The following is a 15392-nucleotide window of genomic DNA, read 5'->3' as shown; positions in this document are numbered from 1 at the left end:
ACTTTGAGCACGATTTATGAATATTTTAAAGTAGTGGAATGAAAATTGATATACAGTCTAGTGACTATTTTTGTGGATCAAAGTAAATATGATGATACTTAGAAAAATATTTTAATTGGGATAGATATTTATTACAATATCTTAAAATAAATAAACCTATTTTAGTGAAAATTATCGGTACTTAGCCCCGTATCTGATATTTATCTGGGATGGAAAAAACAACTTTAGCCGGGCATAATTATTGCAATTATGGGTAAATTTCTTACTATTCTTTTAGTTTTAGTTTTTGCTAATCATGGATATGTAGAGCGTTTTTCTTATGCAGAAAAGAGTAAGTTAGATTGGTCAGATTTTAGAGGAGAACCTAAATGGGACAGTAATTTTGACGCTAGTGTCAATACAGGCATAACTTATCAATGGTCTATAAGTAAAGATTACGGGAAAACTGAATTAAAGTACGAAGTAGACAGTTTTTGTTACCCTTCATTATCGTGGGTAAAAAAAGGCCAGTCTACTAAGTACCTGCTTTTACACGAACAGTTGCATTTTGATATTTCAGAACTGCATGCAAGAATTATGCGTAAGAAATTGAAAGAGTATGGACCTGGTAAGAATGTTCGTAAAGATCTTAACAAAATGTACAAAAGAGTAGAACGGATGAGGATCAATATGCAAGAGTTATACGATACAGAAACCGATCATTCTAAAAATAAAGTAAGCCAAAGCAAATGGGAAAAGAAGGTGAAAAATCTGATGTGGTACTATAGAGCGTATGCCAAGTAGATCTGCCTGTTTCATAAATTTATGGATTCTCAATCTCAAAAAAATTTCTTAGTAAAGTTAGCCAATACCAAAATGCCTTTTGGTAAATATAAAGATAGATACCTTATTGATCTTCCTGAACATTATATTGTCTGGTATCATAACAAAGGATTTCCAAAAGGAACCCTTGGTCAGCAAATGCAAACTGTATATGAGCTAAAGTTAAACGGATTAGAGTATCTAATAAGAAACATTAGAAAATTATAGGCACATATTCAAAAATAATACTTGGTAAGTTCACGGGCTTGTAGATTGATGTCTATTCCGTTTAAGAGGATACCACGTTCTACATAAGATTTTAGGTTTGTAAACCAGAAAGTTAAGTCCTTATTACAGCCCTAACATAACTTTACCCCTATGTAATCATCTTCAGGGATCTCAAATTGAGATAGCCAACAATAGCAATATCATTACTTTCTGTTACTATTAGAGATACCAAGTAGAAACACTGCATATGTATTACATTAACTTCCAGAATCGCTACTTTTCACTTTTCATTCCGAGTATGCCAATACCAGATATATAAATTCCTTTTTTGAAAAGATTCTGATCCTTTTTTTTTTCTGCTTTTAGAACAATATTTAGCTTCTCTAAGGAACCACAATGTAATTCCTTCAGTGATTGTTTGATTGTTCATAAATGAAAGGTTTTTTTTAACAGATTAATAAATATCAATCATTTATGTAAAAGAATCCTATTGTATTTTTTGGATACTTTCGAAAGTATATGTTGTGTGTTATTAAATATATAAAAATCCACCTTAAGTTGAGTTAACTGAATTTTTTAGAACCCTAATTATCAGGTTTTTATAATAGGTTCATGTTGAATTTTTCTAAACTTTAATGAGAAATTTCATATTTCCATAAAGAAAACGGTAATTTTATTTCTGAAGTTAGACCACAATGAATTTTATTGAATATAAATCATTTTCTTATATGAATATAGAAAAACTACTGATCGGGGTTTTTATTTGTTCTGTGTTTTTTCACACCAAAATCCATTCACAAAAGTTGAGTGAGGGGCCATTTTCTCAACTCATTATCAGAAGTGTTACTTTAATTAATGGTAACGGCGCACCACCAAGAGGTCCGGTTGATATCGTTGTAGAAAACAATATCATCAAAGATATCGTTGTTGTTGGTTATCCAGGTGTTGCGATTGAGAACTCTAAGAGACCCGTATTAAAACCTGGAGCTAAAGAACTAGATGCGAAAGGAATGTATCTTTTGCCAGGATTTATCGATATGCACGGACATATTGGTGGTATTGCACAAGGAGCAGATGCGGATTACGTGTTTAAATTATGGATGGCCCACGGAATTACTACCGTGCGTGAACCAAGTGGAAGAGGCATTGATTGGACTCTAAAGCTTAAAAAATCAAGTCAAAAAAATGAAATTATCGCTCCCCGCATATATGCGTATACTGGTTTTGGGCAAGGAAGTGATAACCCGATAAGTACTCCAGAAATGGCTAGAAAATGGGTTCAGGACAATGCTAAAAAAGGAGCAGATGGTATAAAGTTTTTTGGTGCCGCTCCAGAAATTATGAAAGCTGCGCTCGATGAAAATAAAAAATTAGGATTAGGTTCTGCTTGTCACCATGCACAAACTGATGTGGCTCGTTGGAATGTCTTACATTCTGCCAGGGCTGGATTAACGTCTATGGAACATTGGTATGGTCTGCCAGAGGCATTATTTGAAGACAAAACGATTCAGCATTACCCATTGGACTATAATTACCAGAATGAGCAGCATCGGTTTGAAGAAGCTGGAAAACTATGGAAACAAGCTGCCAAACCCTATTCAGATCATTGGAATAAGGTGATGCATGAGCTTTTGGAATTAGACTTTACATTGGATCCCACTTTCAATATTTATGAAGCCAGTAGAGATCTGCAACGAGCAAGAAGAGCAGAGTGGCACGAAACATATACATTACCTTCTTTATGGAAGTTCTATCAACCAAGCAAGGTTTCTCATGGATCATATTGGCACGATTGGGGAACGGAGCAAGAAGTAGTCTGGAAAGAGAATTATCGCTTATGGATGACTTTTATTAATGAATATAAGAATCGGGGAGGAAGAGTTACTACAGGTTCGGATTCTGGATTTATTTTTCAACTATACGGTTTTGCTTATATAAGAGAATTAGAACTTTTGAGAGAGGCAGGCTTTCATCCTTTAGAGGTAATCAGGGCGGCAACTTTACATGGAGCTGAAGCCTTAGGCGTTTCAGATCAAATAGGATCGATTGAAATTGGCAAATTGGCTGATTTCGTATTGATCGATGAAAATCCTCTTAAAAACTTAAAAGTCTTATATGGTACAGGCGCGATTAGACTAACAGAGGAGAATAAAGTCATAAGGGCAGGAGGTGTGAAATACACTGTAAAAGATGGTATTATCTTTAATGCAAAGGAATTATTGCTGGATGTGAAAAGAATGGTAGATAAGGCGAAACAGGATGAAAATTTTTCCATTATTCAACCAGGAGTGAGAGAATAAAAGATTTATTTCATCAACAAAAAAATGCATCAAGATATTCTCTGATGCATTTCTATTTTAGTAAAATTATAGTATTTTTTTTATGAAGCAGGTTCTGTAACCTTCGAAAAAATATTTATATCTACCTGATTTTTGGTAAGGTCTTCAAAGGTTTCATGCTTACGGATTAAATGAGCTTCTTTATTGTGCCAGAGCACCTCTGCCGGACGAAAACGGGAATTGTAATTGCTCGCCATCGAAAAGCAATAAGCTCCAGCATTTTTAAACGCTAAAATATCACCTTCTGTAATTTCAGAAATTCTTCTGTTTGTAGCAAAGGTATCTGTTTCACAAATGTATCCGACAATTGAATAAAATCGTTCTCTTCCTTTTGGGCTTGAGATGTTAATGATCTCATGATAAGAATTGTAAAACATCGGTCGGATCAAATGATTAAATCCACTATCAATTCCAGCAAAAACAGTAGAAGTAGTTTGTTTAACAACATTTACCTTAGCAAGGAAATAGCCTGCCGCACTCACCAAAAATTTTCCTGGTTCAAAGCCAAGGGTTAACTCTTTTCCATATTCTTTACAAAAAGTATTGAACCGTTTTGTTAGTTTTTCACCAAATTCCTCAATATTAGTTTCGATATCTCCATCTTTATAAGGAACCTTAAAACCACTTCCAAAGTCTATAAAATCTAGGTTTTCAAAATTCCTGGCGGTTTCAAATAATATTTCACTGGCATATAGAAATACATCAATATCCAAAATATCACTACCTGTATGCATATGGATTCCATTGATATTCATTCTGGTGTTTTCTACGATCCTCAATATATGTGGAATTTGGTGAATAGAAATACCAAATTTGCTATCGATATGTCCTACAGAAATATTGCTATTTCCCCCAGCCATCACGTGTGGATTGATTCTAATGCATACAGGAACATCAGGATGTTTTGTTCCAAATTGTTCTAATATGGATAAGTTATCTATGTTTATCTGTACACCCATTTTTGAAACCTTTTCGATTTCCTCCAAAGAAACGCCATTGGGAGTAAAAATTATATTTCCAGGCTCCACACCGGCAAGCAAACCTAGTTTTACTTCCTGAATGGATACCGTATCTAATCCCGCACCCAATGAATTCATTAGTTTCAATATCGCAAGATTAGATAATGCCTTTACAGCATAGTTCAATTTTACATGTTTCACCTGTTTAAAGGCGTTTGTAAGACGCTCGTACTGTGAAACAATTTTTTTGGAGTCATAAACATATAAGGGACTCCCAAATTCTTTTGCGATTGCTAATAAATTTGCGTTTTCCATTTTAATTAAAATTAAGCATACGAAATTACTATTTTTACCATAGACTATCTCTTAGGAGGCGCGTAATTAGTACAAATTTATCTAAACTTGAAAAAAATAAGCTCCAAATAACGAATTTTTGATTTTTGAACAGATATTATACATATAGTCGCCATTTTATTTACTATTTTTAAAATAAAAACATGTTAGCACTCTTTCCCTTACAGTTGGTTGTCTATCCCGGCGAACAGCTTCCGCTCCATATCTTTGAAGAAAGATATCAGCAATTGATTTCTGATTGCGAACGTGAGGGAATTTCATTTGGTGTTCCAACGTTTATTGACAAAAAACTGGAGTATGGTACTGAGGTTACCTTACAAAAAGTGGAAAAAAGATACCCAAATGGTTCTAGTGATGTGGTTTGTACAGGCACAAGAGTTTTTAGAATCAAAAGTTTTTATCCACAAATGCCTGGTAAATTATATGCAGGAGGAGAAGTTGAATATTTGGAGGATAAGGAAAATGGAGTAGAGGAGCTTCAGGAAGAATTATTGAAAAACATCGCTATTCTGTATGTAGAGCTAACGATCGAAAAACCACCAATTTTTAATATTCCATTTGTAAGTTATCAGGTAGCCCATAAGGTGGGATTAGCCCTGCATCAGGAATATCATCTGCTAAAATTGCGAAGTGAGTTGGAACGACTTAATTATCTCATAGGACATCTTAAAATTACAATTCCAGTAGTCAGAGAAATGAATCGAGCCAAAGAAGTGATTAAAATGAATGGACATTTTAAGAATTTTGACCCATTGGATTTTGAGGATTTCAAATTATAAAGGAGTTATTCTTTAGTTTTTGAATGATTGTATTGTTTTTTTACAAATCAAAGACTATTTCGTCGTCATTTTTTTACTAGAAAAGATTGGCACAGTAACTTCACTTTTCCTATTTTTGGGACTCCTATTCAAAAGGTAAAAAATAAGACTATGAACTTACACGAATATCAGGGTAAAGAGATATTAAACAGCTTTGGTGTGCGTATCCAACGCGGTATTGTTGCACAGAATGCGAAAGAAGCAGTAGCTGCTGCGAAACAATTAACTGCTGAGACAGGTACAGGATGGCACGTGATCAAAGCACAAGTACACGCAGGCGGTCGGGGAAAAGGTGGTGGAGTAAAACTTGCTAAAAATCTTCAGGAAGTAGAAGAGATAGCAGGACAGATCATTGGAATGAATTTAATAACTCCTCAGACATCTGCTGAGGGTAAAAAAGTGCATCAGGTATTAGTAGCAGAAGATGTGTATTATCCTGGAGATAGTGAACCGGATGAATTCTATATGTCTGTATTGCTCAATCGTACTACAGGTCGTAATATGATTATGTATTCTACAGAAGGAGGAATGGATATCGAAACAGTAGCAGAAGAAACTCCTCACTTAATTTTTACAGAAGAAATAGACCCCGCTGTTGGGTTATTGCCATTTCAGGCTAGACGTGTTGCTTTTAATTTAGGATTGAGTGGTACAGCTTTCAAAGAAATGACAAAATTCGTGATGGCTTTATATACCGCTTATGTGAAATCAGATTCTTCTTTGTTTGAGATCAATCCTGTTTTGAAAACAAGCGATGATAAGATTATGGCAGTAGATGCTAAAGTAACTATAGATGATAATGCCTTATACCGTCATAAGAATTATGTGGATATGCGTGATATCCGTGAGGAAAATCCTATCGAAGTTGAAGCCAATGAAGTAGGTCTTAATTATGTGGATCTAGATGGTAATGTAGGATGCATGGTAAATGGTGCTGGTCTTGCAATGGCAACAATGGATTTAATTAAGCAAGCTGGTGGAGAACCTGCCAATTTCCTTGATGTAGGAGGTACTGCAGATGCCAAGCGTGTAGAAGAAGCCTTTAGGATTATTCTTAAAGATCCGAATGTAAAAGCAATATTGATCAATATTTTTGGAGGAATCGTTCGTTGCGATCGAGTTGCTCAAGGTGTTGTGGATGCGTATAAAAACATGGGTGATGCTATCAATGTTCCTATCATTGTTCGTTTACAAGGTACCAATGCAGACATAGCAAAAGAATTAATCGATAACAGTGGATTAGATGTGCAGAGTGCTGTGCAGTTCCAGGAAGCAGCCGATAAAGTACAAGCAGTACTAGCATAATTTTCGGCATAGTATACTATATTCTGAAGCGATCCATTTATCTGGATCGCTTCTTTTTTTATCAAAAATTGATGATATGGACGAAAAATTAAAAGACATAGTTGCCAAATTGAAGATGAAACCACATCCTGAAGGTGGTTTTTATAAGGAAACCTATAGAAGTGATGGTGTCATACCAAGATCAGCCTTAAAAGAAGGATTCTCAGGAGATCGTAATTATTGCACAGCAATTTATTTTCTACTTACTTCAGAAAACTTTTCAGCTTTTCACCGTATAAAACAAGACGAAATGTGGCATTTCTATGGAGGAAGTTCATTATATGTTCACGTAATTACAGCAGAAGGAAATTATACGAGACATGTTGTAGGAATAAATCTAGATCAAGGAGAGTTTCCACAATTAGTAGTTCCGGCTGGGTGTTGGTTTGCTTCTAGTGTTAAGGAAGCAGAAGGATATTCTTTGGTTGGGTGCACAGTATCACCAGGTTTTGACTTTGAAGATTTTAAACTAGCAGAAAGAAAAATTTTAACTACTCAATATCCGCAACATACAAAAATAATTTCGCAATATACTCGAGAATGAATAGGTAGTTGTTTTTGCAACTATAATACGTGCGAATGATATGTAAATATTGAAAGTTTTCATTGTTAAATGGTATGATTTTAAATTAGTCCGAAACCCTCCTAAAAACTATGGAATAGCCTATAAATTGTGTACTTTTAAGTAACCAAAAAAGAAACAAGTTATCCCATAAAGAGCTGGTGCTTACTAAGGATAATGATTTGTGAGTTTCTTTTAATGCTTATATCAATAATATATAATTGAAATAAAAAAGTTATGATACCTGAAATAGAGAAATCATTAAATGATCAAATTGAATATGAGGCTAAAGCGTCTGCACAATATTTATCCATGGCCTGTTGGGCAGATGTAAACGGCTATAATGGTATAGCAGAATTTTTTTATACACAATCTGAAGAAGAACGTGTACATATGACGAAATTGGTCAAATTCATTAATGAAAGAAACGGAAAATCAGTCATTCCGGCTGTAGAAAAGCCCAGAGATAATTTTAAATCTTTACGAGAATTATTTGAGACTTTTCTGGATAGTGAGAAATTCGTAACAGCACAGATTAATAACGTCATTTTTCAATGTTTAGAGTTCAAAGACTACAACGTACATAATTTTATGCAATGGTATGTGTCAGAACAATTAGAAGAAGAAGCGGTGGCTAGAACATTATTGGATAAATTAAAAATTATCGGTGATGATAAATCAGGGCATTATTTGTTTGACAGGGATATTAATACATTTCAGATAAACAACTCACAAGAAGAGGTAAGGTAACTTGTTAATAATAAGTTTTAAATAAAAAAAAGGTTTTTTTAAACATCTTTTTCATATTTTTGTTCTTTATTTAGATTTAATAAAAATTAAATAATTGTGCAAAGCTCAGAAATACTCTCTTTATATTCACCTTGTACCTCTCTAAGTTGTGAGGTGAGCTGTGGAGGAAAAAAGAAAAAATGTTGTAAGAAATACAAGAAAAAAGGGAAATCGAATTGTAAGAGATGTCCAAAGTTATAAACGTATTTCTTTTTCTAATAATATAAGTACAATCAAAAAAGCGAATATGTCTTAAACATATTCGCTTTTTTGGTTGTATATTCTATTTTTCAGTTTATCTGTTAATACTAAAGAAATATTAGGATATTATATTTGTCATACGTTATTTGATAACTTATAACTACTTTCAACAAATAGTACGAATACTAAATGATTTTATAGGTTAGTGTTTTATAATGTCGGATACAAAGACATTTATACTTTGGTTGATTGAAAAAACATTAAAAATGAAATTACGATGTACAGCACTCTTGTTCTTTTTTGTAGTATTTTCAATAGGAAATGCTCAGAATAAAGAAGTATCTCTCTTGTACTTAAATCAAGAACCTCCGGGGTTACAACCGCAAGTATTTGCTCCTAATATAATTTCCAAACCAAAAGAATCAGAATTTGGATCTGTATTCTCTAAGGATGGTACGGAGTTTTTTTACGGAGTAGATCTAAATGGAAGGACAGAAATTAGATACACAAGACTAGAAAAGGATTCCTGGACTGAACCAGAAACTATTATATCTGATTCTAAATATGGCTTCAATGATCCTTTTTTATCACCTGATGAATCTAGATTGTTTTACATATCCAATAGACCTCTACAAGAAAAAGGAAATAAAAAAGATCATGATATCTGGTATTCTGAGAAAAGAACTGATGGATGGTCTAATCCCAAAAATGCCGGACCTATGATTAACTCGGACTATGAAGAGTATTATATGTCCTTTACTAATGACGGTGCCATGTATTTTAGTTCTAATGTTCGCTCACAGAACTACACTACTAATTTTGATATATATGTTTCAAAGCAGATAAATGGCAAATTTCAAAAACCGGAAAAACTTAGTGATGCGGTCAATACGAAGCGGTATGAAGCAGATGTATTTGTAGCTCCCGATGAATCGTATATTATTTTTTGTGCTAAACGTAAAGAAGGGTTGGGCAAAGGAGATTTATATATTAGCTTTAAAAATAATTATGGTTGGTCCATAGCTAAGAACATGGGATATCCTATCAATAGTGAAAATCACGAATTATGCCCATTTGTCACTAAAGATGGAAAATATTTTTTTTATACAAGTAATCAGGATATTTATTGGGTAAATGCCTCTATTATCAATCAATATCGGAAAAAAAAGTAAGGTATTGAAAAAAAAACTTGTGTAAGCGATTGATTATTATTTCAAAAAAAACATAAAGTTTATTACTATTTAAGAATCTTTTTTAGATTTGTATTTCTTCCCAATCATAATTTTATTAACCTATATATAACCAAGTTTTTATGATTAGATATGTAGTCTTCATTAGTATGCTTTTTTCTTCCTTTATGAATGGACAGCAAAGTGATTTTGAGACATTACTTACCTTATTTTCAGAATCTAGAAAACAAATCCCAAAGGATTTGGCGTTAAAGTATTTTGATTTCAAATCAACAGAAAGAGCCGATGGACTTTTGACTGGAAAAGTAGTGGTGAAAACAAAAGATTATGTAATACTTTCTACAATATTAAAATGTACTATGGGCGGCAGTTGTGAACAATCTTCTGTTACTTCTTTTAGTAACAACAGTGGAGAAAGAATTGATACCCTAGCATATGAACGAGCTATAGCAGATTGTTCCTTTGATGATAAAAGAGAATCTATTGTTGTGTATGACAATTTATTGGTTTTTAAAGAAACCAGAACAAAACTAGATTGTTTAGGAGATGGTCATCAGCTTGGTGAAAAAGTGTGGTTAGAGTTTCAACCGATAAAAGAAGATGGTCACTTTTCAAAGCCATATACAGATTTACAGGCGATCCAGCGAGAAAATTATATTTTTTCTTACAGGATTTTCACAAAAGACGAACTTAGTAATAAGACAAAAGAAGAATTGTCAGTGATTAAAAATGAGATCTTTGCCTCGCATGGGTATATGTTTACTAAAAAGAACTGGCAGGATTATTTCGAGTCAAAAACCTGGTACAAACCTTCAGAAACAGATGCTACTAATAAGCTGACCGATATTGAGAAAAGAAATGTCGAACTTATTTTAAGTATGAACCAGTGAATTGGTCATAACATTTAGATGTGCTTTTTTACTGTGATTTCTTTTATTCAGACAAAGACGATTCACGTTTTATTGCTTTGTTTGATACTATGAATCAAGTGATAGTGCCAGTTACCCAACCATCGGTAATGGTCAAGACCTTAAAAATAATTTGTATAAGGGAGCTGGTTATGGTGTTAAAACATTTTTTAAAACCAAAACAAATGATTGTCAACTGATAAAAAGTATCCCTTCTAATAATAATATAGTAGAAAGAAATTTGTTTTAGGTGTGCAACACATGATATTTACATGATAGCAGATGCCAATGATGGTGCTAAAATAACAACCAGTGTCAAGGACTTTTTGAAATCTTCAAATGGTCAGATGTCATTCCAACTAACAGAAAAATAAAAAGTATTAGATTTTGGTGATAGCTCAGATTTGCTGGCATATATTGGACATAATGGATTGATGGATTTTGATAGTATTATGGAATATAAGAATATTGTAAACAAGAACAGGGATAGTATGATTCTGGCTTGCTACAGCAAAAGTTATTTTGCTCCCAAAATTAGAAAAGCTAAAGCTAATCCTGTACTATGGACTACACATTTGATGACACTCGAAGCCTGCACATTAAAGCCGCCATTGATGATTGCATTACTGGAGAATCTGGAAATTAAATTGATGTAAGAGTGGTTTCAGCTGAGCTATAAATTTCTTTATCACAGGTTTTTAGACTTTATTATGTGTACATTATTAAATTTCTATGGGAGATATACCACTAAAAAAATCCCTTTTTTCAGGGGGATGTTTTGTTTTTATTCGTCATATTTTTGAATGAAATACTGTAGAAGATATTTTAGAGTTAAAGCAATGCTCTTTTTTTTACCTATATTTCTATAATGAATAGTATTGTGTTTATTCATTTTTATACGAAACAACAATGGCTGACAATCAAGAGTACATAAATGAACTCCTTCAGAAAGTAGAGGCTCTTTCAAAAAAGCAAGAAGTTTTCCAAAAAGAAATTCTAGCATTAAAACTGGAAATACTTCGATTAAAAAATAGTAACGGAGAAAAACCAATTACAGATGAGACGATTACTTCAACTCTTCAGGAACCAGCTGTAAAAATAGTAGAAGAGGCAACGAAAACCGTTGAGCCTTCCGTACAGAAACAATCTGTAAAACCTGTTTCTAAAACCAAAGTTACAACGACTACTAGATCCAAAGATAAATCCAACATAGAAAAATTTATTGGAGAGAATCTGATTAGTAAAATAGGAGTTATTATCCTTGTGATTGGAGTAGCTATAGGAGCAAAGTATTCTATCGATAACGACCTAATCAGTCCGTTAACAAGAATTATTCTGGGATATCTTACAGGAATAGGTTTAATAGCCGTAGGGATGAGGTTAAAGAAGAAGTATGAGAATTTTAGTGCTGTATTGGTTAGTGGAGCAATGACAATATTGTACTTTATAACCTTCTTGGCATACAGTTTATATGATCTTTTTCCACAACTATTTACCTTTGTATTAATGGTGTTGTTTACCATTTTTACAGTTTTTGCAGCAATACAATATAATAAACAGGTGATTGCCCATATAGGATTGGTAGGTGCTTATGCAGTTCCGTTTTTATTGAGTGACGGATCAGGAAAAGCAGCTATTTTATTTAGCTATATGGCTATAATTAATATTGGTATCCTTGTTATAGCACTACAAAAATATTGGAAGCCCTTATATTATTCTTCTTTTATTCTAACTTGGTTAATTTACTTTAGTTGGTATGTGATAGATTACGAAACTGATATTCATTTTGGATTGGCGTCTATCTTTTTATTTGTATTTTTTGCTACATTCTATTGCATATTTCTAATATATAAACTCCGAAAGAAGGAGAAATTTGGTACCGGAGACGTATTGCTTCAATTAATAAATACATTTGTGTTTTATGGAATTGGTTTTTCATTATTGAATAATCATCCTACCGGAACGCAATTATTGGGGGTGTTTACCTTAGGAAACGCAATCATACATTTTGTTGTAAGTGTATTTATTTATAAACTAAAATTAGCAGATCAAAATTTGTTTTATTTTACATCAGGGATGGTGTTGGTTTTTATCAGTATCGCGTTTCCTGTTCAGTTAGATGGCAATTGGGTAACCTTGTTATGGGCTTCAGAAGCAGCTCTTCTATTTTGGGTCGGCAGAACTAAGAAGGTCTCGATTTATGAAAAGCTCGCATACCCGGTAATAGCATTAACCTTTTTTAGTCTGCTTCAGGATTGGTGGATGTATTATGTGGAAAATTCAACAATTTCTGGTATTTCTGAAATCTCGGTAATACCATTTTTCAATATTTCGGTGCTTACATCTTTATTGTGTGTAGTATCTTTTGGATATATTCTTTATGTCCACACCAATGAGAAATATCCATTTCTCTGGCCTCATTACAAAACTTGGTATCAGCTGATTTCTTTATGGGTTTCAGCGATGTTTCTATTTGTGTTGTACATGACCTTTTTCTTAGAAATTATCGATTATTGGGAAAGTATGGAGTATGGGCAAAACGATTTTATGGGGATTTTGTTAATTAATTATACACTCGTTTTCCTATCTACTATATCTTTTGTAAATATCAAAAAGATCAAAAATAAGGTTTTTGGATATATCAATATAGTGCTTAATATGTTTGCATTATTGATATTCTTGACTTCAGGATTGTATTTACTGAGTGAGTTAAGAGAGGTTTACTTGGGACCGACACTCATGGAAACTAATATACCAGGTTGGTTTTACATAGGGATTCGATATATTTCGCTGGCGTTCTGTTTGGTATTGTTAGTAGCTTCTTACAGGTATGTGAGACAGCATTTTTTAAAGGCTAACTTTACAATTGTTTTTGATGTAATTCTGCAAATTGCTGGGATTTGGATCCTTAGTAGCGAATTGATTCATTGGTTAGATATAGCAGGTTATGTAGCTTCTAATAAGTTAGGGTTAAGCATACTTTGGGGTATATACTCATTAGCGCTGATAATTATTGGTTTTTGGAAGAAGATAAAGCATATAAGAATTATAGCCTTTGTGCTTTTTGGTATTACTCTTATCAAACTATTTTTATACGACATAGCACATCTTAATACAATTTCTAAGACAATTGTATTTGTTTCTTTAGGATTGTTATTACTAATCATTTCATTTTTATATAATAAGTACAAGCATATTATTACTGATGAGGTTAAAGATTAACACAACATTCTGGGTTTTATTTGTAATCTGTTCGCAAATGTACGGGCAGATGGAGCAATATAAATATAAAAGATCGTTGTCGGGGATATCTGATACGTGGCATACTCTTGAGTTACCAAACGAAATTTTTAACGACGTATCTTATGATTTTTCAGATATTAGGGTTTTTGGAATTACTAAAGAAAACGATACTGTAGAAGCTCCATATCTCCTGAAACAAAACAAACCAATAAGAACTAGTAAAAAGGTTAACTTTGAAACTATTAATAGGTCAATAACTGCTAGAGGGTCTTTCGTTACCTATAAAGTACCGATGGATCAAACTATTAATCAAATCAGATTATTTTTTCAGGAAGATAACTTCGATCAGTTAATATCGTTAGAAGGAAGTCAAAATTTAGAGGAGTGGTTCACAATTGTCGATAATTATCGGGTACTATCCATCAAGAATGAATTGACCTCTTACAATTTTACGACTATAAACTTTCCAAGTGCTAAATATCGATACTACAGGGTTTTTATAAAAGGAAATAACGCTCCAGAAGTAAAGAATGCTCAGGTTACTTTACAGGGGATACAAGAAGGGAGCTATCATACATATACCGTAAAATCCATACAAGTAAAAAACCAAAAGCAACTTAAAAATACCATAGTGGATATTGATTTACCACTACCTGTTCCGGTAAGTTATATAAGAATAGAGGCTACTAACGATTTTGATTATTATAGACCCATGCGTATTGAATACTTGCACGATAGTCTGCAGAACGCGAATGGTTGGAGGTATGATTATAGAAATATAGCGTCAAGTGTTTTAACTTCTTTTGAGAAAAATGAATTTCATTTTCAGAGTACGATTACGAATGCATTGAGATTGACAATTGATAATCAGGATAATGAACAATTAGATGTTGAAACCATAGAGGTAAAAGGGTTTAGTCACGAATTAATTATGAGATTTACAACTCCAGCCGATTATTTTCTAACCTACGGAAACTCCAATGTCAATAAGCCATCGTACGATATTCAATACATGACTGAAACTGTTCCTAGAGTGTTAAAAAAATTAAAACTGGGAGCAGTAGAGAATATTTCTAAAACTCCTGTAAAAGTTGTAAAGCCTCTTTTTGAAAATAAAATCTGGTTATGGGCAGTAATGCTGCTGATTATTATACTATTAGGAGGGTTTACATTTATGATGATGAAAAATAAGTAAAATTTTAGAGTGCATTTACTTAAAAGCTTCTTAAAAAAAATCAGGAAGGCTGTCCAAATACATTAGATCGTTTCGTCATAGAGCTATATAAACCATAAAAAAATAAAATTATGAAACAATTTATGTTCCTTTTTAAAGGTGGAGATGAGGTTTGGGATTCTAAAACTACAGAAGAACAAAATGCACATATGGAAAAGTGGATGCAATGGATTGGGAAAATGGCAGAAGAAGAAAAATATGTTGGGGGCGAACGTCTTTATCCAACCGTAAAAAACATACATCCTGGAGGCACAAAAGTTACCGATAGATCTTTTGCAGAAGCTAAAGAATTAGTAGGCGGTTACATTATAGTTTTGGCAGATACTATAGAAGAAGCTACCGAAATGGCAAAAGGATGCCCAGGTTTACAGTGGCAGTCTTCTGTAGAGGTTAGAGAAGTTTGGCCAGATGATGTGTAATTA

General features: G+C 33.2%; 15 protein-coding genes. 13 read left to right on the top strand and 2 right to left on the bottom strand.

The features are described 5' to 3' along the window. Positions 1-249 precede the first annotated feature (249 nt). Complete coding sequence (locus tag ACWGOQ_RS13010) at positions 250-783, top strand: DUF922 domain-containing protein (protein WP_452058584.1); 534 nt, start codon at positions 250-252, stop codon at positions 781-783. Between the two features lie 21 nt (positions 784-804). Continuing rightward, on the top strand, positions 805-1029 hold the full coding sequence (locus ACWGOQ_RS13005; RefSeq protein ID WP_452058583.1) for a DUF3820 family protein: 225 nt from the start codon (positions 805-807) through the stop codon (positions 1027-1029). A 280-nt stretch (positions 1030-1309) separates the two neighbouring features. On the opposite strand, the gene ACWGOQ_RS13000 is transcribed toward ACWGOQ_RS13005, so the two are convergent. After that, positions 1310-1459: a hypothetical protein gene (locus ACWGOQ_RS13000; protein ID WP_452058582.1), complete on the bottom strand. Its 150-nt coding sequence runs from the start codon at positions 1457-1459 to the stop codon at positions 1310-1312. A 298-nt stretch (positions 1460-1757) separates the two neighbouring features. On the opposite strand from ACWGOQ_RS13000, the gene ACWGOQ_RS12995 reads away from it, so the two are divergent. Continuing rightward, positions 1758-3329, top strand: coding sequence for an amidohydrolase family protein (locus ACWGOQ_RS12995; RefSeq protein WP_452058581.1), 1572 nt, complete (start codon positions 1758-1760; stop codon positions 3327-3329). An 80-nt stretch (positions 3330-3409) separates the two neighbouring features. Here the strand turns inward: ACWGOQ_RS12995 and lysA are convergent, their stop codons facing one another. Continuing rightward, positions 3410-4642 carry a diaminopimelate decarboxylase gene (gene lysA, locus ACWGOQ_RS12990; protein WP_452058580.1) on the bottom strand — a complete coding sequence of 411 codons (1233 nt, stop codon included), beginning with the start codon at positions 4640-4642 and terminating at the stop codon, positions 3410-3412. A gap of 182 nt (positions 4643-4824) precedes the next feature. Between lysA and ACWGOQ_RS12985 the strand changes: the two genes are divergently transcribed. The 10 genes from ACWGOQ_RS12985 (at position 4825) to ACWGOQ_RS12940 (ending at position 15389) form a co-directional block, all read left to right on the top strand. After that, the gene (locus ACWGOQ_RS12985; RefSeq protein ID WP_452058579.1) at positions 4825-5460 is read left to right on the top strand and encodes an LON peptidase substrate-binding domain-containing protein; all 636 of its coding nucleotides are present in this window, start codon (positions 4825-4827) and stop codon (positions 5458-5460) included. A gap of 150 nt (positions 5461-5610) precedes the next feature. Next, a complete protein-coding gene (gene sucC, locus ACWGOQ_RS12980; protein ID WP_452058578.1) occupies positions 5611-6804 on the top strand; it encodes an ADP-forming succinate--CoA ligase subunit beta in 1194 nt (397 codons plus the stop codon). 76 nt (positions 6805-6880) lie between these two features. Beyond that, on the top strand, positions 6881-7387 hold the full coding sequence (locus ACWGOQ_RS12975; protein ID WP_452058577.1) for a cupin domain-containing protein: 507 nt from the start codon (positions 6881-6883) through the stop codon (positions 7385-7387). Between the two features lie 255 nt (positions 7388-7642). Then, positions 7643-8155, top strand: a complete 513-nt coding sequence (locus ACWGOQ_RS12970) for a ferritin (protein WP_452058576.1) — start codon at positions 7643-7645, stop codon at positions 8153-8155. 506 nt (positions 8156-8661) lie between these two features. Continuing rightward, a complete protein-coding gene (locus tag ACWGOQ_RS12965) occupies positions 8662-9567 on the top strand; it encodes a hypothetical protein (protein WP_452058575.1) in 906 nt (301 codons plus the stop codon). Between the two features lie 140 nt (positions 9568-9707). After that, positions 9708-10475, top strand: a complete 768-nt coding sequence (locus tag ACWGOQ_RS12960; RefSeq protein WP_452058574.1) for a YARHG domain-containing protein — start codon at positions 9708-9710, stop codon at positions 10473-10475. 422 nt (positions 10476-10897) lie between these two features. Next, the gene (locus ACWGOQ_RS12955) at positions 10898-11149 is read left to right on the top strand and encodes a hypothetical protein (RefSeq protein WP_452058573.1); all 252 of its coding nucleotides are present in this window, start codon (positions 10898-10900) and stop codon (positions 11147-11149) included. A 253-nt stretch (positions 11150-11402) separates the two neighbouring features. After that, positions 11403-13715, top strand: coding sequence for a DUF2339 domain-containing protein (locus tag ACWGOQ_RS12950; RefSeq protein ID WP_452058572.1), 2313 nt, complete (start codon positions 11403-11405; stop codon positions 13713-13715). Positions 13716-13764: 49 nt separating this feature from the next. Continuing rightward, positions 13765-14931, top strand: coding sequence for a DUF3999 family protein (locus tag ACWGOQ_RS12945; RefSeq protein WP_452058571.1), 1167 nt, complete (start codon positions 13765-13767; stop codon positions 14929-14931). A gap of 110 nt (positions 14932-15041) precedes the next feature. Further along, on the top strand, positions 15042-15389 hold the full coding sequence (locus ACWGOQ_RS12940) for a YciI family protein (protein WP_452058570.1): 348 nt from the start codon (positions 15042-15044) through the stop codon (positions 15387-15389). Positions 15390-15392 lie beyond the last annotated feature (3 nt).

It is taken from the genome of Aquimarina ulvae (assembly GCF_053613295.3).
This window is presented reverse-complemented; position numbering and strand designations above follow the sequence as displayed.